Source organism: Saccharothrix sp. AJ9571, assembly GCF_021725495.1.
GTDB classification, from domain to species: Bacteria; Actinomycetota; Actinomycetes; order Mycobacteriales; family Pseudonocardiaceae; genus Amycolatopsis; species Amycolatopsis magusensis.
Window position 1 is genome coordinate 9,133,828 of the sequence record NZ_CP091382.1, and the last position, 17,125, is coordinate 9,150,952.

The window sequence follows — 17,125 nt, forward strand, 5'->3', positions numbered from 1 at the left end:
CCTTCTTCGCGGAGGCCGCCCAGGTGCCGTGAAAGCCACATTCACGGCGGAATCGGCCGTGAATTGGCTTTCACGGCACGGTCGGTCAAGGTAAGAGGCGCGAGTAGCGGATTTCGACGGCGGAGCGGTCGGCGATCTGCGAAGTCTGGGTGACCTGGTCACACAGCCATCCGTGGTTCTCGTAGAAGCGGCGCGACAGGAAGTTCTCCTCGAAGACCCAGACCACGGCGTGCGAGAAGCCGCAGGTGGTCAGGTGGGCCAGGGCGGCTTCGTGCACGGCGTGGCCCGCGCCGGTGCCGCGCCATTCGAGGGCGGCGTAGAGGGCGCCGAGCATGCCGGGCCTGCTGTCGCCGACGGCGATGGCGTAGGCGCCGATGTCGCCGGCGGAGTTCACCGCGACACACGTCACCGTCCGCTCGGTCATCGCCGCCAGGCGGGCGGCGAACATGTCCTCCCAGTCCGCCTGGCGCAGCGACTCCAGGTAGGCGTCGGGCAGGATGCCGCGGTAGGCCGTCCGCCAGCCGGTCAGGTTGATTTCGGCCAGCCGCGGTGCGTCGGCGGCTTCGGCTCGGCGGACGGCCCATCGCACGCTCATGCCAGGTGCCGCCCCCACCACTCGAGCACCGCGTCGAACCGCTGAACCCGGTGCCGCGGCCGCCCGGACCGGCTCAACTCGTGCCCTTCACCGGGGAACAGCAGGAACTCCGTCTCCACCCCGTTGCCCCTCAGCGCCACGAACAGCCGCTGCGCCTGCTCGAGCGGGCACCGCCAGTCCTCCTCGGAGTGCACCACGGCGAACGGGATGCCGATCTTCGCCGCGTAGGTCAGCGGGCTGCGTTCGCGCTGCACCTCCGGATCGGTGCCGACGTAGCACTCGGCGAACTCCCAGCCGATGTCGGAACTCCCGGCGAACGAGTCCCAGGCGTTGACCGCCCGCTCGCTCCACGCCGCGCGGAACCGCTCGCCGTGGTGCGCCGAGAGCCAGGTGGTCATCAGCCCGCCGTACGACCCGCCCATCACGCCCACGCGCGACGCGTCCAGGTCGGGTCGCTCCAGCGCGGCGTCCAGGAAGCTGAGCAGGTCCGTGACGTCCACTGTGCACAGCGCGCCGACGATCGCCCGTCCGTGTGCCTCGCCGTACCCGGCCGAGCCGCGCGGGTTCGCCATCACCACCGCGTAGCCTGCGGACGCGTACACCTGCGCCTCGTCGAACAGCGACCACTCGTACGGCGAGAACGGCCCGCCGTGGATCACCAGCAGGACCGGGTGCGGCCCGTCGCCCTCCGGCAGCACCACCCAACCGTGTACTTCGTGCCCATCCGACGCGGTGGCCGTCAACTCCACCGCGGTGCGCACCTTCCCCCGCAGCGGCGCGGAGAACTCGGTCAGCGTGCGTGACTCACCGTTCTCGAGAAGGACCACTTCCCCGGCGTCCGACGGCGAAGCCACCACCGCGGCGACGCGCTCACCGTCCACGGTGAACGCCTGCACCGCCGCCTTCTCGCCGAGCAAGCACCGCAGATCGGCGAGCTTGGCCAGGTGCGCGTCCAAGGGCACGGCCCGCAGTTCGGCCGCGCCGTGCGTGCGCACGACCACCAGGACCTCGTCCCCCAGCACGGCGGGCCTGCCCGCCCCGCTGTCGGTGTCGACGGTCTCGGCGTCGGTCATCCGCCGGGCGGTGGCGGGCTCGCCGTCCGTGCGCAGCGGCGCGGTCCACAGCCCGCGGTTGCGCACCATGTCGACCCCGGTGAACTCGAGACCGTGGAAGTAGACGGTGCCGTCCGCGGTGACCAGCGGTGCCGCCGCGTCGCCTTCGGTGCGGACGGCGAGCACCGGCTCACCACCGGCGACGGGCACGGCGTAGAGGTCGGAGTTCAGCGTCTCCACCCGGCCCCAGTCGCGCGGTGCCGCGACCAGCACGAACTCACCGTCGGGTGTCCATTCGGGATCGTGGACGTCCACCCGGTCGTCGGTGAGCGGGGTCAGCTCGGTCGGTTCCTCGATTTCACTGTCCACCACGAACAGCCGTTGTGGACGGTCGAGCAGGAAGCCGACGTGGTCGATCCGGTAGTCGAACCGGGTGATCCGGCGCGGCGCCTCGGCACCGGCGTCGGGGGTCCGGCCGCCGGCGTCGGGCGTGCCGTACCGCCCTGGCTCGGGCACCCGGGCGGTGAACGCGATCCGCCGGGAATCCGGGCCCCAGCTGTACCCCTCGACGCCCAGCGGCACATCGGTGATCCGCTTGGCTTCGCCACCGTCGGCAGGCATCACGTGCACCTGCGCCCCCCGCTCGCCCGTCACCCGCAGGAAAGCGACCCGCGACCCGTCCGGTGAGATGGCCGGGGCGCTGTCGCGCGGGCCGTAGGTCCACGGCCGGTCGCCGCCGGCCAGGCCGACCCGGCGAACCACGCCGTGGGCGCGGTTCGCCTCCAGGTCGGGCCGGGACAGCCCGGTCAGCAGCAGGTCGCCGTGCAGGGCGGGCGAGCGGGGAGCGGTCAGCAGTTCGATGTCAGTCGGAAGCACGCTTCCGACCGTACAACTCCCGGCCGCTCCCGCGGCGGAATCAGCGCTCGGGCTGGGCGTGCCCGGCGGACTCGCGACCGTCGGCGTCCAGCGCCCCGGCCTCGGCTTCGCGCTCCTCCGGCGACTTGGCGTTCAGCTCGAGGTTCGGCCCCTGGACCGACTCCGGGTCCTTGCGGGCCTTGCGCAGGCTGAGCACCGTGGTCAGGGTCAGCACGGTGACGATCACGCCGAGCGAAACCCAGTTGTTGATGTCGAGCCAGTCCGGCACCAGGTGGTACTCGTGCAGCGCGTGCAGGAACAGCTTGGCGCCGATGAAGCCGAGGATGATCGCCAGCCCGTAGGACAGGTAGACCAGCTTGGTGACCAGGCCGCCGAGCAGGAAGTACAGCTGCCGCAGGCCCATCAGCGCGAAGGCGTTGGCGGCGAAGACCAGGTAGGCGTCCTGGGTGATGCCGAAGATGGCCGGGATGGAGTCGACGGCGAAGAGCAGGTCGGCGCTGCCGATGGCGACGATGACCACGAACATCGGGGTGATCCAGCGCCTGCCGTCCCGCTTGACGAAGGACTTGTGACCGACGTAGTCCTCGGTCACCGGGAAGATCCGGCGGACGAACTTGGTGACCGCGTTCTCGTGGTATTCCTCGTGGTCGTCGTTGCCGCGCACCATGCTGACCGCGGTCCAGATCAGGATCGCGCCGAAGACGAAGAACACCCAGACGAACTGGGCGATCAGGGCGGCGCCGACGGCGATGAACGCCCCGCGCATGACCAGCGCGAGCAGGATGCCGATCAGCAGCACGCGGTGCTGGTGGATCGCGGGCACCTTGAACGAGGACATGATCACCATGAAGATGAACAGGTTGTCCACGCTGAGCGAGTACTCGGTGATGTACCCGGTGAAGAACTCGACCCCGGAGTTCTGGCCGCCGAAGACCCAGATGCCGATCCCGAACAGGATGGCGCAGGCGACGTAGAAGGTGACCCACCGGGCGGCTTCGCCGGTGGTCACCTGGTGCGGCTTGCGATCGACCACGACCAGGTCGATGGCGATCAGGACCAGCAGGCCACCGATCGTAGCGATCCATAGCCACAAAGGAACCGTCATGAAACTACCCTCCGGTATAGCGGGGACGACCAACCACTACCCGGAGGTCTCTTCCACCAACCCTGCGGCCGGTCGATGGCGCCGGGCGCCACTGAGGACGGCCGTGCTGACGACGCCATCGCGAAGGAATACTCCCCTCCACGTGCTTGACCATCTTCACCGTTGAGCGGGTCAAACGCCAGCCGGGGTCACCGGTGTCACCGAATTGCCCGGCGTAACCTGCGTCACGCCCGAGCAACCAGATACCCACAGGGCACTCTCAGCAAACGTCCCATACGGTCTGTGGCGTGCCCCCGAATCCACTATCCAGAGCCGGGCTGACCACGCCCCGGCGCCGGTTGACCGCGCTGGCGCTGGTCGTCGTGGTCGCCGCGGCCGGTGTGCTCGTCTGGTCGCAGAGCGGCGAGGAAACCTCGCCGATCCGCACCGAGGACGCCACCGTCGAAGTCGCCGCGGCGCCCGGTTCGCCCGAACGTGTCCGCTTGGACACCACCCTCTACCTCCCCGAGGTGACCCCCGCGCCCGCTGTGCTGATGTCCCACGGTTTCGGCGGCAGCAAGAACAGCGTCGCCGCCGACGCGCGGGAGATGGCCGAACGCGGGTTCGTCGTGCTGGCCTGGTCCGCGCGCGGCTTCGGCCGCAGCACCGGGCAGATCGCGCTGAACGACCCCGACTACGAGGTCGCCGACGCGCAGCGCCTGCTCGACAACCTGGCCCAGCGGCCGGAGGTCCGGACCGACGGCCCCGGCGACCCACGTGTCGGCGTCACCGGCGGTTCCTACGGCGGCGCGCTCTCGCTGCTGCTCGCCGGGATCGACAAGCGCGTGGACAGCATCGCGCCGGTGATCACCTACAACGACCTGGGCCAGGGCCTGATCCCCAACTCGGCGACCCCGGCGGCTTCGGCGGCGGGCACGCCGGCGGAGAACGCCTTCGCGCCGGACGGGGTGTTCAAGCGGTCCTGGGCGGGCATCTTCTTCTCCGCCGGTTCCGGCGGCGCTTCCTCCGGTGACCCCGGCGCTGAAGCCCCCGAAGCCGGGCAGGAACAGGACGACTCGTCCGGCGGCGGCATGGGCGGCGGCCAGGACACCGCGGCCGCCGCGGGGGCGATGGCGGGTGCGGGCCAGCCCGGCGGGCAGGCCGGCCAGGGCGGTCCGCCCGGCGCGGGCGACCCGTGCGGCCGGTTCACCGAAGCCGCCTGCAAGGCCTACGCCGACGTCGCCGCGACCGGCAAGGCCGGGCCGGAGACGCTGGAACTGCTGCGGCGCGTCTCCCCGGTGTCGGTGACCTCGAACATCACCGCGCCGACGCTGCTGGTGCAGGGCGAGCGGGACACCCTGTTCGGCCTCGACCAGTCCGACGCCACCGCCCGGCAGATCGCCGCGGCCGGCGGCAAGGTCAAGTCGATCTGGTTCGCCGGCGGGCACGACGGCGGCCGCCCCGGCCCGAAGCTGCGCGCGCAGATCGGTGACTGGATGGCCTTCCACCTCAAGGGTGAGGGCACCGACCCCGGCACCGGCTTCGCCTACGACGTCCAGGGCGCGCTGCGGACGGACGGCGCGCCGTCGGTCCGCACGGTCGAGGCCCCCGCCTACCCGGGCATCGGCGCTCCCCCGGCCGAACGGCGGCAGATCGCGCTGACCGGGCCGGAACAGCCGATCGTGAACCCACCGGGCGGCAATCCGGCGGCGGTGAGCGGCATCCCCGGGCTCAACGGGATCGCGGCGGGTTCGTCGCGGCTGGCTGGGCTCTTCTCGGTCGAGCCGCCGGGCCAGTCCGCGCGCTTCACCTCCGCACCGGTCGACTCGCAGGTGCTGGTCACCGGCTCGTCGACGGTCCGGCTGCGCGTCGCCGCGAACGGCCCGGTCTCGCCCGACGGCGCGGTGCTGTTCGCGAAGCTGTACGACGCCAGCCAGGACGGCACCCGCACGCTGCCGGGCAACTCGGTCGCCCCGATCCGGATCCCGGCGCTGCCCGCCGACGGCTCGGCCGCCGAGGTCACCGTGACCCTGCCGCCGATCGTGCGGCCGGTCGAGGCCGGGCACTCGCTGGTGCTCGTGGTGAGCACCACCGACCAGGCGTACGCCACGCCGGTGCAGGCCGCCACCTACCGGATCTCGCTCGCCGAGGGCAGCACCCTCGGGGTGCCGGTGGTGCCGGGCACCGCGGTCAGCACCGGCTGGCCGGTCGGGCAGGTGCTCGGGATCGCGGGCACGCTGCTCGCGGCGCTGCTGGTGGCCGTGCTCGCGGGCATCCGGCGCAAGCGCTCGCACGTGCTCGACGAGGAACTGGCGGAGACGCCGCTGGTGATCGAGAACCTGACCAAGGCGTACCCGGGCGGGGTCACCGCGGTGAAGGACCTGTCCTTCCGCGTGGAACCGGGCCAGGTGCTCGGCCTGCTCGGGCCGAACGGCGCGGGCAAGACCACCACGCTGCGCATGCTGATGGGCCTGATCACGCCGACCTCGGGGAAGATCCGGGTGTTCGGCCACACGATCACCTCCGGCGCGCCGGTGTTGTCACGGATCGGGTCCTTCGTGGAGGGTTCCGGCTTCCTGCCGCACCTGTCCGGTCACGACAACCTGCGGCTGTACTGGGACGCCACCGGGCGGCCGGCCGGCCGGGCGCACTTCACCGAGGCGCTCGAGATCGCCGGGCTCGGCGACGCGGTGCACCGCAAGGTCCGCACCTACAGCCAGGGCATGCGGCAGCGGCTCGCGATCGCGCAGGCCATGCTCGGCCTGCCGCAGCTGCTCGTGCTCGACGAACCGACCAACGGGCTCGACCCGCCACAGATCCACCAGATGCGCGAGGTGCTGCAGCGCTACGCCGCGACCGGGCGCACCGTGGTGGTGTCCAGCCACCTGCTCGCCGAGGTCGAGCAGACCTGCAGCCACGTGGTGGTGATGCACCGCGGCAGGCTGGTGGCCGCAGGCGAGGTCAACGACATCGTCGCGGCGGGCGGCGAGGCGACCTTCCGGGTGGACCGCCCGGAGGCGGCCGCCGAGGCGCTGCGCGAGGCCGGGGTGTCCGATGTGGACATCGAAGGCAGGCTGGTGCACGCGGACCTGGACGGCACGCCGCGCGCCGACGCGGTGGCCCTGCTGGTCAAGGCCGGGATCGCGGTCGAGCAGGCCGGACCGCGGCGACGGCTGGAAGACGCGTTCCTGCAACTGGTCGGAGAGGAGGCGAGCGCATGAGCAAGGTGGAGAAACTGGCCGACGCCAACGCGACGGTCGACCACGGCGTGCACACCGATCCGGCGGCACTGCAGGAACTGACCGACGCGGCCAGCGCCGAAGCCACCGAGTTCGGTCCGGACGGGGCCGTCGCCGGCTACCGCGCCGGGCGGACTTTGGGGCTCGGCGTCGAACTGCGGCGCCAGCTCAAGCGGCGGCGCACGCAGCTCGTGCTCGGGCTCGTGGCGTTGCTGCCGTTCGTCCTGGTGATCGCCTTCGAGATCGGGGAGTCGAACCCGAACCGCCGGACGGGCGGGTTCGTCGACCTGGCCACCGCGAGCGCACCGAACTTCGTGGTGCTGGCGCTGTTCGTCTCGGGCACGTTCCTGCTGCCGATGATCGTCGCGTTGTTCTTCGGCGACACCATCGCCAGCGAGGCGTCCTGGTCGAGCCTGAAGTACCTGCTCGCCATCCCGGTGCCGCGGCACCGGGTGCTGCGGCAGAAGGCGATCGTCTCGGCACTGCTCTCGGCGATCGCGCTGGTGCTGCTGCCGCTGGTGGCGTTGCTGGTCGGCGTGGTCTGGTACGGCGCCGGGGACGCGATCAGCCCCACCGGGGACGCGGTGACCTTCGCCGACAGCCTGCTCGCGCTGGGCATGGCGATCGTCTACATCATGGTCCAGCTGGCCTGGGTGGCCGGGCTGGCGCTGCTGCTCAGCGTGCTCACCGACGCACCGCTCGGCGCGGTCGGCGGCGCGGTGCTGGTGGCGATCGTGTCGCAGATCCTCGACCAGATCACCGCGCTGGAGGACCTGCGGAACTACCTGCCGACGCACTACTCGTTCGCGTGGATCGACGTGATCTCCACGGACATCGACTGGTCGAACATGGCCAGCGGGGCGCTGTCCTCGGTGCTGTTCGGCACGGTGTTCGGCCTGCTGGCCGCCCGCCGGTTCGCCACGAAGGACATCACCAGCTGAGTTTGTTTCGGCTGTCGTGGCCCCGGTCGTCCACTGGACGGCCGGGGCTTTTCGTCGCCACCTCCGGATAGCCGATTGCCCACCACGGCCGAATTCTGTGAGGATTCGGCGATGCGCAGGTTCGGTGCCGCGGTGGCGGCGTTGCTGATGGCCGTGGTGCTGGCCTCCCCTACGGCACAGGCCGCCGAGGACATCGCGGACGCGTTGAAGCGCGTGCCCGGGTTGACCGTGGTGTCCGAGGGGACCGCGCCCGCCGGGTTCCGGTTCTTCAAGCTGACCTTCACCCAGCCCGCGGACCACCGGCGTCCCGGCGCCGGTTCGTTCGAGCAGCGGCTCACCCTGCTGCACCAGGACGTGAAGGCGCCGATGGTGATGTACACCAGCGGGTACAACGTCTCGGAGAACCCGAACCGGTCGGAGCCGACGCAGCTGGTCGACGGGAACCAGCTGTCGATGGAGTACCGGTACTTCACGCCGTCGCGCCCGGAACCGGCGGACTGGAGCAGGCAGCTGACCATCTGGCAGGCGGCGACCGACCAGCACCGGGTGGCGGCGGCGTTCAAGGGGTTGTACGGGGCTCGCTGGCTGGCCACCGGCGGGAGCAAGGGTGGCATGACCGCGGTGTACTTCCGCCGGTTCTACCCCGCCGACGTCCAGGGCACGATCGCCTACGTCGCCCCGAACGACGTGTTCGACGGACTGGACGTCTACGACCGGTTCCTGTCCACTGTGGGCGATGACCCGGCGTGCCGGGAAGCCTTGCGCGCCAACCAACGCGAGTCCCTGCGACGGCGCGGCGAACTGGGCGCACTGGCTTCGGCGGAGGCCGCCGCGAAGGGGTACACCTTCGACATCGTCGGCTCGCAGGACAAGGCGATGGAGATCGCGATCGTCGACTCGTACTTCACGTTCTGGCAGTACCAAACGCAGGCGGACTGCGCCTCGGTGCCGGGGCCTTCGGCGTCCACGGCGGAGATCTTCGCGTTCTACGTGGACGTGGAAAGCCTGAACACGTACGCGGACCAGGAGTTGGCGGGGTACGTGCCGTACTACTACCAGGCCGCGGTGCAGCTGGGGGCTCCGCGGTCGTACGAACGGCACCTGCGAGACCTGCTGCGATACCCGGGTACGAATGTGCCGGCCACCTTCGTCCCGGATTCGGTGGCGCTGCCGCGGTTCGACCCGGTGGCCATGCCGGATGTGGACTTCTGGGTGCGTACGCGGGGTTCGGAATTGCTGTTCGTGAACGGGGAGAATGATCCCTGGGGCGCTGAACCCTTCCAGCTGGGCTGGGGTACGCGGGACTCGTACTCATACACCGTCCCCGGCGGCAACCACGGCGCGAAGATCAGCCAGCTCCCGGCCTCGGATGCCGCCGGGGCCACCGCGACCGTCCGACGCTGGGCCGACGTCGACTCGGTCACCACGCCCCAACTCCCCACCCTCGACTCAAACCCCCTCCTCGAAACCCGCCCCCGCCTCTAACCCCAGCCTCCCCACCGCCACCCGACCCCCACGTCCCCCACCCACTCGCCCACCTCCCCGCGCCGCCCGCCCGACCGCCCGCAGCACTCGACTGCCCGAACGCGGGGTTCAACTACCCGAACGCAGAACTCGCCCGCCTGAACGCAGAACTCGGCTACCCGAAAGTCGAACTCGCCTGCATGAACGCGGGGTTCGCCCGCCCGAATGTGGAACTCGGCTACAGGAACGTGGGGTTCGCCTGCCCGAATGCAGGACCCGGGTGCCTGAATGTGGAACTCGCCTGCCTGAATGTGGAACTCGGCTCCAGGAACGCAGGACTCGCGCACGCGAACACCGAACCCGGCTGCCTCAACGTAGGACTCGGCTACCCGAGCGTAGAACTCAGCTGCCCGAACGCGGGATTCGCCCGCCCGAACGCAGGACTCGGCGCCTGACGTAGGCCTCGCCAGCCCGAATGTGGGACTCGGGCGCCTGAACGCAGAACTCGGCTGCCTCAACGTAGAACTCGGCTACCCGAGTGTAGAACTCGGCTACCCGAGTGTAGAACTCGGCTGCCCAAACACGGGGTTCGCGTGCCTGAACGTGGGACTCGGGTGCCTGAACGCGGGGTTCGCGTGCCCGAATGTGGGATTCGGGTGCGGGAACGTGGGCTCGGGTGCTTGAGTGTGGGGCTCGCGATGTGGGAGGGCGGGCGAGTCCTGCGTTCAGGTAGCCGAAGCCCGCATTCAGGCAGTTGAGTTCTACGTTCGGGCGGGCGAAACCTACGTTCAGGAGCCCGAGTTCCACACTCAGGTAGCCGAGTTCCGCACTCGGGCAGCTGAGTTCCACACACTCGGGCGCCCGGGTTATTTGATGCCGGCGGCGTCCATGCCTCGTAGTTCTTTTTTGAGGTCGGCTACTTCGTCTCGCAGGCGAGCGGCCAGTTCGAATTGCAGGTCCCGCGCGGCTTGCATCATCTGGTCGGTCATCTGCTGGATGAGGTCCGCGAGTTCCGCCCGCGGCATGCCGGCGACATTCTTGTCCACCAGGACGCCGGAGCTCCGGCCCCCGCCGCCCTGTACGGGCTTCTTGCCCCGCGAGACATTGCGGCCCGAGCCCCCGACGGCGACCTCGTCGGTGTCTTCGGCTTCGCTGTACACCCGGTCCAGGATGTCGGCGATCTTCTTCCGCAGCGGCTGCGGATCGACCCCCCGCTCGGTGTTGTAGGCGATCTGCTTCTCGCGGCGGCGGTTGGTCTCGTCGATCGCGTGCCGCATGGAGTCGGTGATCCTGTCGGCGTACATGTGCACCTGGCCCGACACGTTCCGCGCCGCCCGCCCGATGGTCTGGATCAGCGAGGTCCCGCTGCGCAGGAAGCCCTCCTTGTCCGCGTCGAGGATCGCCACCAGCGACACCTCGGGCAGGTCGAGCCCCTCCCGCAGCAGGTTGATGCCGATCAGCACGTCGAAGTCGCCCGAGCGCAGCTGCCGCAGCAGCTCGACCCGCCGCAGCGTGTCCACCTCCGAGTGCAGATACCGCACCCGGATGCCCAGTTCGAGCAGGTAGTCGGTGAGGTCCTCGGACATCTTCTTGGTCAGCGTGGTGACCAGCACCCGCTCGTCCTTCTCCGCCCGCTCGCGGATCTCGTGCACCAGGTCGTCGATCTGCCCCTCGGTCGGCTTCACCACCACCTCGGGGTCGATCAGCCCGGTCGGCCGGATCACCTGCTCGACGAACTCGCCGCCGGCCTGACCCATCTCATACGGCCCCGGCGTCGCCGACAGATACACCGTCTGGCCGATCCGGTCGGAGAACTCCTCCCAGGTCAGCGGCCGGTTGTCGGTGGCGCTGGGCAGCCGGAAGCCGAACTCGACCAGGTTCCGCTTGCGGGACATGTCGCCCTCGAACATGCCGCCGATCTGCGGCACCGTGACGTGCGACTCGTCGATGACCAGGAGGAAGTCCTCCGGGAAGTAGTCGATCAGGGTGGCCGGGGCGGACCCGGGCGGGCGGCCGTCGATGTGCCGCGAGTAGTTCTCGATGCCCGAGCAGAAGCCGACCTGGCGCATCATCTCGATGTCGTAGCTGGTGCGCATGCGCAGCCGCTGCGCCTCCAGCAGCTTGCCCTGCTTCTCCAGCTCGGCCAGCCGCCCCTCCAGCTCGGACTCGATGCCCCGGATCGCCTTCTCCATGCGCTCCGGCCCGGCGACGTAGTGGGTGGCCGGGAAGATGCGCACCTCGTCCAGCTCCTGCACGATCTCGCCGGTGAGCGGGTGCAGGTAGTAGAGCTTGTCGATCTCGTCGCCGAAGAACTCGACCCGGATGGCCAGCTCCTCGTACGCCGGGATGATCTCCACGGTGTCCCCGCGGACCCGGAAGGTGCCGCGGGCGAAGGCGATGTCGTTGCGCGCGTACTGCACGTCGACCAGCGCGCGGAGCAGGGTGTCGCGCTCGACCTCGGCGCCGACGGCCAGCCGGGTGGACCGGTCGAGGTAGGACTGCGGCGTACCGAGGCCGTAGATGCAGGACACACTGGCGACCACGATCACGTCACGCCGGGAGAGCAGGTTCATCGTGGCCGAGTGACGCAGGCGCTCGACGTCGTCGTTGATCGACGAGTCCTTCTCGATGTAGGTGTCCGTCTGCGCGATGTACGCCTCGGGCTGGTAGTAGTCGTAGTAGCTGACGAAGTACTCGACCGCGTTGTGCGGGAAGAAGTCGCGCAGCTCGTTCGCCAGCTGGGCGGCCAGCGTCTTGTTCGGCGCCATCACCAGCGTCGGCCGCTGCACCCGCTCGATCAGCCAGGCGGTGGTCGCCGACTTGCCGGTACCGGTGGCACCGAGCAGCACGACGTCCTTCTCGCCGCCGGTGATCCGGCGCTCCAGCTCGTCGATCGCGGCGGGCTGGTCACCGGCGGGCGCGTAGTCGCTGACCATCTTGAACCGCCCGTCGGCCCGGGGGACCTCGGAGACGGGGCGGAACTCGGACTGCGCCAGCACGGGGTGTTCGGTTGCGAAAGCCACGGGATCCAGGGTAGGCGCACCCACCGACAGTTTTCAGCTCAGCAGTCGCAGCCGCAGTCGCAGCAGTCGCAGTTGTCACACCAGGCGTCCCTGGGCTTGCCGCTGAACGGACCGGGATACGGGTCTCGGCAGCACACCTGGCAGCTGCAGCACTCGTAGAAGGCCACCAGGCAGCCCAGCACCGCGCCGCGCTTGCGCGGGGGCACCCGGAACTTCGGCACCCAGCAGCAGCCGCCGTCACCGTCGTGCGGACCGGGGTGCCGCTTCTTCTTGGGTGGCTTCCCGCCCGGCCCGGTCGCCCCGGGCGGCGGCGACGGCTGCTGCCCGTACGGTCCGTAGTGGCCCGGGTGCCCGTGGAGAGACTGCCCGCCCGGGTGGTGCGCCTCGATCTCGAGGTGCCCGAAGGTCCGGCGGACGGCCTGCTCCAGCTCGTGGACCAGCAGCGCGTGCACCAGCGTAGCGTCTTCGAAGCGGGCTTCCTTCATCGCCAGCCGGACGCCCAGCACGGCGTCGTCGCAGTGGCGGCGGACGTCGGCGACGGTCGCGCCGGTGGCCAGCAGCGGGTTCCACGCGCCGGTCTCGGTGTCCTCCGCCAGGTCCTCGACCGCGTCGAGCAGGTGCGCCGCCCGGCCGAAGAGCCTGCCGACCTCGGTCAGCGGCGCGACGTTGCCCGGCCGCCCGGCCAGCACCGCGGTCTGCGCGAAGGCGGCCGCGGTGGCTTCCTCGGTGGGCTCGGTGGCCAGCAGCACCGGGTCGCCGAGCCGGACCGCGCGCTCGACCTCGCCCTGCCGGTCGACCGCTTCGGTGAGCACGGCGGTGTCGAAGCCGATCCGCGCGCCCGTCCGGCTGCCCTGCTCGGCCCAGCGCGAAGCCACCCGGCGGGCGGCGCCTGCCACGGCTTTGCGGCCGAAGGCGCCGTCGCCGTCCTCGACGTGGTCGCTGACCTTGGCCGAGGCGAGCACCAGCGAGACCGCGGCGGCCAGTTGCGCCCCGGACCCCCGCGCCACCGAGGTGGGACGCATGGCGCGCAGCGGGCACGGCCCGGCGTCGCGGCGGCCCTCCGGCCGCGGGGCCTGCGCCTCCACCAGCGCGGAGATCACCAGGCCGTCGTAGTTGGTGACCATCCTCGCGAGCTGCCCGTGCTCGTCGCGCAGCGCCAGGCACAGGCCGCAGAGGTGGGCCAGCCAGTCCGCGTGCTGGTCCGGTGACAGGCGGTGGCGGCAGGGCCGGATGATGCCGAACATGTGGTGCTTCCCCTCGTTTCCCGCGGCACCCTAGGTGCTGTCCGGTGAGTCTGGTCGATGGGCTTCGTGATCCAGGTGGTTCCTGGCGGTGCGGGCGATTCGGCCTCGTACTGGCCGTACTCGGCCGAACTCGCCCGTGCCGCCAGGGGCCACCTGGGCGCGGAGAGCGCGACCTTGACTCGCCGGACAGCACCTAGCCTGCGGCGATCACTTCGATTTCGACCAGCCAGTCGGCGGAGAGCGTTTCGGTCACGATCGCGGTCGTCGGCACCACGCGCCCGCCCAGTGCCGCCACCCTGGCTTCGGCGTTGGCCTCGGCGTAGGACGCGTCGCGCAGGTAGCTGGTGAGCCGGACGATGTTGTCCACGGTCATGTCGGCCGAGGCCAGGATCACCCGCAGGTTGGCCCAGATGAGGTCGAGTTGCTCAGCGAGCGTCGAGCCTGGCGCGCCCTGCGGGTCGAGCCCCATCGTGCCCGCCACGAACAGCAGGCGGCCGGCGCCGCGGACCTCCATGGCATGGACGTAGTCGTCCGACGCCGGGTAGACCCCGTCGGCAGGGCTGTGCGGCAGCAGTTCCATCGGCTCGCTCTCCGTCGTCGGGCGGGACACGCGGGAGATCCTGCCGAATCAACCGCGGTCGTGGTGGCGGAACCGGGAAGATGGGCGGATGAGCGCACCGCATCCGCCCAAAGTGGAGACCTTCGACCCGGACACCGCGGCGAACATCGACAACAAGGGCATCAGCCGCGAGGTCGACGAGTTCCGGGTCGAGCCGTACGGGTTGTACATGGCGCGCCCGGCGCCCGGCCGCGCGCAGTTCCACTACATCGAGTCGTGGCTGCTGCCCGCGCGCGGCCTGCGGGTCACCGACTTCTGGTTCAGCCCCGGCCACGAACGCGACCAGGACTTCTACCTCGACGTGGTGGACGTGGAGACCGACGGGAACACCTGGCGCGCCACCGACCTCTACGTCGACATCGTGCTGCGCGACGGCAAGGGCCTCGAGGTGATCGACACCGACGAGCTGCTCGAGGCGACGGTCGCCGGGCTGATCACCGAGAAGACCGCCCAGCGCGCGCTGGAGACCACCTACGCCACCGTCGCCGGGCTCGCCGCGCACGGTTACCGGCTGCGGGACTGGCTCGCCACCACCGGCGAACACCCGGTCTGGCGCCGCAAGTGACCACCTGGCCGTCCACAGTGGACGAGGCGGTCGAGGTCCAGGAACGCCTGGCGCCCTCGGTGGTCCACGAGGTGCCGCCGGGGTTCGCGCCGCGGACCGCGGCCGGTCTCGACGTCGCGTACGGGCAACGCCTGCGGGCCGCGGTGACCGTGCTCGACCTGGACACGCTCGCGGTCGTCGACCAGGCCGTGGTCGAAGGCGAGGCCACTTTCCCTTACGTACCGGGGTTGTTCGCCTTCCGTGAGCTGCCGGCCCTGCTCGGCGCCCTCGAGAAGCTGGCCACCACCCCGGACGTCCTCGTCTGCGACGGCCAGGGCCTGGCCCACCCGCGCCGCTTCGGGCTCGCCTGCCACGCCGGAGTCCTCACCGGACTGCCTTCGCTCGGTGTCGGCAAGAACGCGCTGGGTGCCTACGAACCGCCCGCGGAAGAACGCGGCGCGTGGTCGGAACTGCGCGACGGAGGCGAAGTGGTCGGCCGCGCGCTGCGCACCCAGGACGGCGTGAAACCGGTGTTCGTCTCGATCGGCCACCGGATGGACCTCGACACCGCCTGCGAGCTCGTACTCACCCTGACCCCGCGCTTCCGCCTCCCCGAGACCACGCGCACCGCGGACCGGCTGTCCAGGGACTGACCCGCCGCTCCACCGATCGGTGGATGCCCGGCACCCGCCGGTGGACCGCGCTTCTGACCGCCGGGACGATCCGCCGACCCCCTTCCCTGCACCAGCCTGGTGGCACACAGGGAAAGGGGATCCGCAGATGCCGATCATCGAGGTATCCGGGCTACGCAAGCGCTACGGGGACAAGCTCGCCGTCGACGGGGTTTCGTTCACCGTCGAACGCGGCGAGATCTTCGGCATCCTCGGGCCGAACGGGGCGGGGAAGACCACCACGGTGGAAATGCTGGAGGGGCTGCGCAAGCCCGACGAGGGCACGGTTTCCGTGCTCGGGCTCGACCCGCAGCGCGACACCGCGGAACTGCGCCAGCGCCTCGGCGTCCAGCTCCAGGAAAGCGAACTGCCGGAGAAGCTGAAGGTGCGCGAGGCGCTCGACCTCTACGCCTCCTTCTACCGCGATCCCGCCGATCCCGAGCGGCTGCTGGCCGATCTCGGGCTCACCGACAAGCGGGACGCCGCCTACAAGAAGCTCTCCGGCGGTCAGAAGCAGCGGCTGTCGATCGCGCTGGCGCTGATCGGCAGCCCCGAGGTGGCCGTGCTCGACGAGCTGACCACCGGGCTCGACCCGCAGTCCCGCCGCGACACCTGGGAACTGATCGAAGGCATCCGGGCAGGCGGGGTGACCATCGTGCTGGTCACCCACTTCATGGAGGAGGCGGAGCGCCTCTGCGACCGGATCGCGGTGATCGACGCGGGCCGGGTGGTCGCCATCGACAGCCCGGCCGGGCTGGTCGCCGGGGTGGACGACGAGCAGCGCATCCGGTTCCGCCCGTCGGGGGCGATCGAGGACGAGGCGTTCACCGTGCTGCCCGAGGTGCGCCGCGTGGAGCGCCAGGGCGGGCAGGTGGTGATCACCGGCACCGGCAACGTGCTGCACGCGGTCAGCTCGGTGCTGGCCAGGCGGCAGATCATCGCCGGTGAGCTGCGCGTGGAGCAGACCACCCTGGACGACGCCTTCGTGGCACTGACCGGACGGAAGCTGGAGGACGCGGGATGAACGCGCGAGCGATGGGGAAACTGACCGCGGTCGAGGCCAAGCTGTTCCTGCGTGACCCCGGGGCGCCGATCGTGGTGCTCGGGATCCCGGTGGCGCTGCTGGCGGTGTTCGGCCTGATGCCGGGGGCGAGCGAGCCGTCGGAGGACTTCGGCGGGAAGGTGCCGCTGGACACCTTCATCGCGCCGCTGTCGATCTCGATCCTGCTGGCCATGCTGGCGCTGACCATGTTCCCCGGGGTGATGGCCACCTACCGCGAGAAGGGTGTGCTGCGGCGGCTGTCGGCCAGCCCGGTGCCGCCGGTGCAGCTGCTCGTCGCGCAACTGGCGGTGAACCTGGCCGCGGCGCTGGTGGTGCTGCTGCTGATCGTCGGCTTCGGCTCGGCGGTGCTGGGCATGGCGCTGCCCGCCAACCTGGGTGGCTTCCTGCTGGTGACGGTGCTGGGGACGATCTCGCTGTTCTCGGTCGGCCTGCTGATCGCGGCGCTGGCCCCGACCGGGCGGGCCGCCGGCGGGATCGGGGCGGCGGCGTTCTTCCCGATGCTGGCCCTCGGCGGGGTGTGGGTGCGCAAGGAGGACCTGCCGGAGTTCCTGCGACCGGTGGCGGACGTGCTGCCGATGGGCTCGACGCTGAACGGCATGCGCGAGACCTGGGCGGGCGGCAACCCGGAGCTGCTGCAGCTCGGCGCGCTCGTGGTGGTCGCGGTGGTCTGCGGCGGGCTCGCCGCCAAGTTCTTCCGGTGGGAGTGAGCG

At 70.7% G+C, this 17,125-nt stretch carries 13 protein-coding genes; 7 read left to right on the plus strand and 6 right to left on the minus strand.

Going from position 1 to position 17,125, the window contains the following annotated elements; all coding sequences use genetic code 11:
* Window positions 1–85 precede the first annotated feature (85 nt).
* From L3Q67_RS41335 to L3Q67_RS41345, 3 genes are read right to left on the minus strand one after another with little or no spacing between them, the layout of a single operon-like run.
* Window positions 86–595 carry a GNAT family N-acetyltransferase gene (locus L3Q67_RS41335; protein WP_499186838.1) on the minus strand — a complete coding sequence of 170 codons (510 nt, stop codon included), beginning with the start codon at window positions 593–595 and terminating at the stop codon, window positions 86–88.
* Window positions 592–2,523: a S9 family peptidase gene (locus tag L3Q67_RS41340; protein WP_499186839.1), complete on the minus strand. Its 1,932-nt coding sequence runs from the start codon at window positions 2,521–2,523 to the stop codon at window positions 592–594. Before L3Q67_RS41340 ends, L3Q67_RS41335 begins: the two co-directional genes overlap by 4 nt.
* A gap of 40 nt (window positions 2,524–2,563) precedes the next feature.
* Window positions 2,564–3,628 carry a TerC family protein gene (locus L3Q67_RS41345; protein WP_499186840.1) on the minus strand — a complete coding sequence of 355 codons (1,065 nt, stop codon included), beginning with the start codon at window positions 3,626–3,628 and terminating at the stop codon, window positions 2,564–2,566.
* A gap of 287 nt (window positions 3,629–3,915) precedes the next feature.
* Here L3Q67_RS41345 and L3Q67_RS41350 point away from each other — a divergent pair, with 287 nt between their 5' ends.
* From L3Q67_RS41350 to L3Q67_RS41360, 3 genes are all read left to right on the plus strand, one after another.
* The gene (locus L3Q67_RS41350; RefSeq protein WP_499186841.1) at window positions 3,916–6,828 is read left to right on the plus strand and encodes an alpha/beta fold hydrolase; all 2,913 of its coding nucleotides are present in this window, start codon (window positions 3,916–3,918) and stop codon (window positions 6,826–6,828) included.
* Complete coding sequence (locus tag L3Q67_RS41355; RefSeq protein ID WP_499186842.1) at window positions 6,825–7,787, plus strand: ABC transporter permease; 963 nt, start codon at window positions 6,825–6,827, stop codon at window positions 7,785–7,787. Before L3Q67_RS41350 ends, L3Q67_RS41355 begins: the two co-directional genes overlap by 4 nt.
* A gap of 111 nt (window positions 7,788–7,898) precedes the next feature.
* The gene (locus L3Q67_RS41360) at window positions 7,899–9,272 is read left to right on the plus strand and encodes an alpha/beta hydrolase family protein (RefSeq protein WP_499186843.1); all 1,374 of its coding nucleotides are present in this window, start codon (window positions 7,899–7,901) and stop codon (window positions 9,270–9,272) included.
* Between the two features lie 845 nt (window positions 9,273–10,117).
* Here L3Q67_RS41360 and uvrB read toward each other — a convergent pair.
* The 3 genes from uvrB to L3Q67_RS41375 all read right to left on the minus strand — a co-directional run bounded on the left by uvrB (window position 10,118) and on the right by L3Q67_RS41375 (window position 14,128).
* Complete coding sequence (uvrB, locus tag L3Q67_RS41365; protein ID WP_499186844.1) at window positions 10,118–12,274, minus strand: excinuclease ABC subunit UvrB; 2,157 nt, start codon at window positions 12,272–12,274, stop codon at window positions 10,118–10,120.
* Window positions 12,275–12,312: 38 nt separating this feature from the next.
* Window positions 12,313–13,518, minus strand: a complete 1,206-nt coding sequence (locus tag L3Q67_RS41370; RefSeq protein ID WP_499186845.1) for a DUF5685 family protein — start codon at window positions 13,516–13,518, stop codon at window positions 12,313–12,315.
* 193 nt (window positions 13,519–13,711) lie between these two features.
* Window positions 13,712–14,128, minus strand: a complete 417-nt coding sequence (locus L3Q67_RS41375) for a RidA family protein (RefSeq protein WP_499186846.1) — start codon at window positions 14,126–14,128, stop codon at window positions 13,712–13,714.
* Window positions 14,129–14,186: 58 nt separating this feature from the next.
* On the opposite strand from L3Q67_RS41375, the gene L3Q67_RS41380 reads away from it, so the two are divergent.
* From L3Q67_RS41380 to L3Q67_RS41395, 4 genes are all read left to right on the plus strand, one after another.
* Window positions 14,187–14,702: a ribonuclease FAU-1 family protein gene (locus L3Q67_RS41380; protein WP_499186847.1), complete on the plus strand. Its 516-nt coding sequence runs from the start codon at window positions 14,187–14,189 to the stop codon at window positions 14,700–14,702.
* Window positions 14,699–15,334 carry an endonuclease V gene (locus L3Q67_RS41385; RefSeq protein WP_499186848.1) on the plus strand — a complete coding sequence of 212 codons (636 nt, stop codon included), beginning with the start codon at window positions 14,699–14,701 and terminating at the stop codon, window positions 15,332–15,334. The genes L3Q67_RS41380 and L3Q67_RS41385 overlap by 4 nt, the downstream gene beginning before the upstream one ends.
* A 127-nt stretch (window positions 15,335–15,461) precedes the next feature.
* Window positions 15,462–16,376: an ABC transporter ATP-binding protein gene (locus tag L3Q67_RS41390; RefSeq protein ID WP_499186849.1), complete on the plus strand. Its 915-nt coding sequence runs from the start codon at window positions 15,462–15,464 to the stop codon at window positions 16,374–16,376.
* Entirely contained in the window at window positions 16,373–17,122 is a 750-nt protein-coding gene (locus L3Q67_RS41395) for an ABC transporter permease (RefSeq protein WP_499186850.1), read from the plus strand. The genes L3Q67_RS41390 and L3Q67_RS41395 overlap by 4 nt, the downstream gene beginning before the upstream one ends.
* The last annotated feature ends 3 nt before the right edge of the window (window positions 17,123–17,125 follow it).

Excerpts from the sequence above, each read along its gene's own strand:
- L3Q67_RS41395 (WP_499186850.1), top strand. The coding sequence starts at position 16,373 with ATGAACGCGCGAGCGATGGGGAAACTGACCGCGGTCGAGGCCAAGCTG.
- L3Q67_RS41335 (WP_499186838.1), bottom strand. The coding sequence starts at position 595 with ATGAGCGTGCGATGGGCCGTCCGCCGAGCCGAAGCCGCCGACGCACCG.
- L3Q67_RS41380 (WP_499186847.1), top strand. The coding sequence starts at position 14,187 with ATGAGCGCACCGCATCCGCCCAAAGTGGAGACCTTCGACCCGGACACC.
- L3Q67_RS41345 (WP_499186840.1), bottom strand. The coding sequence starts at position 3,628 with ATGACGGTTCCTTTGTGGCTATGGATCGCTACGATCGGTGGCCTGCTG.
- L3Q67_RS41360 (WP_499186843.1), top strand. The coding sequence starts at position 7,899 with ATGCGCAGGTTCGGTGCCGCGGTGGCGGCGTTGCTGATGGCCGTGGTG.
- L3Q67_RS41355 (WP_499186842.1), top strand. The coding sequence starts at position 6,825 with ATGAGCAAGGTGGAGAAACTGGCCGACGCCAACGCGACGGTCGACCAC.
- L3Q67_RS41390 (WP_499186849.1), top strand. The coding sequence starts at position 15,462 with ATGCCGATCATCGAGGTATCCGGGCTACGCAAGCGCTACGGGGACAAG.
- L3Q67_RS41370 (WP_499186845.1), bottom strand. The coding sequence starts at position 13,518 with ATGTTCGGCATCATCCGGCCCTGCCGCCACCGCCTGTCACCGGACCAG.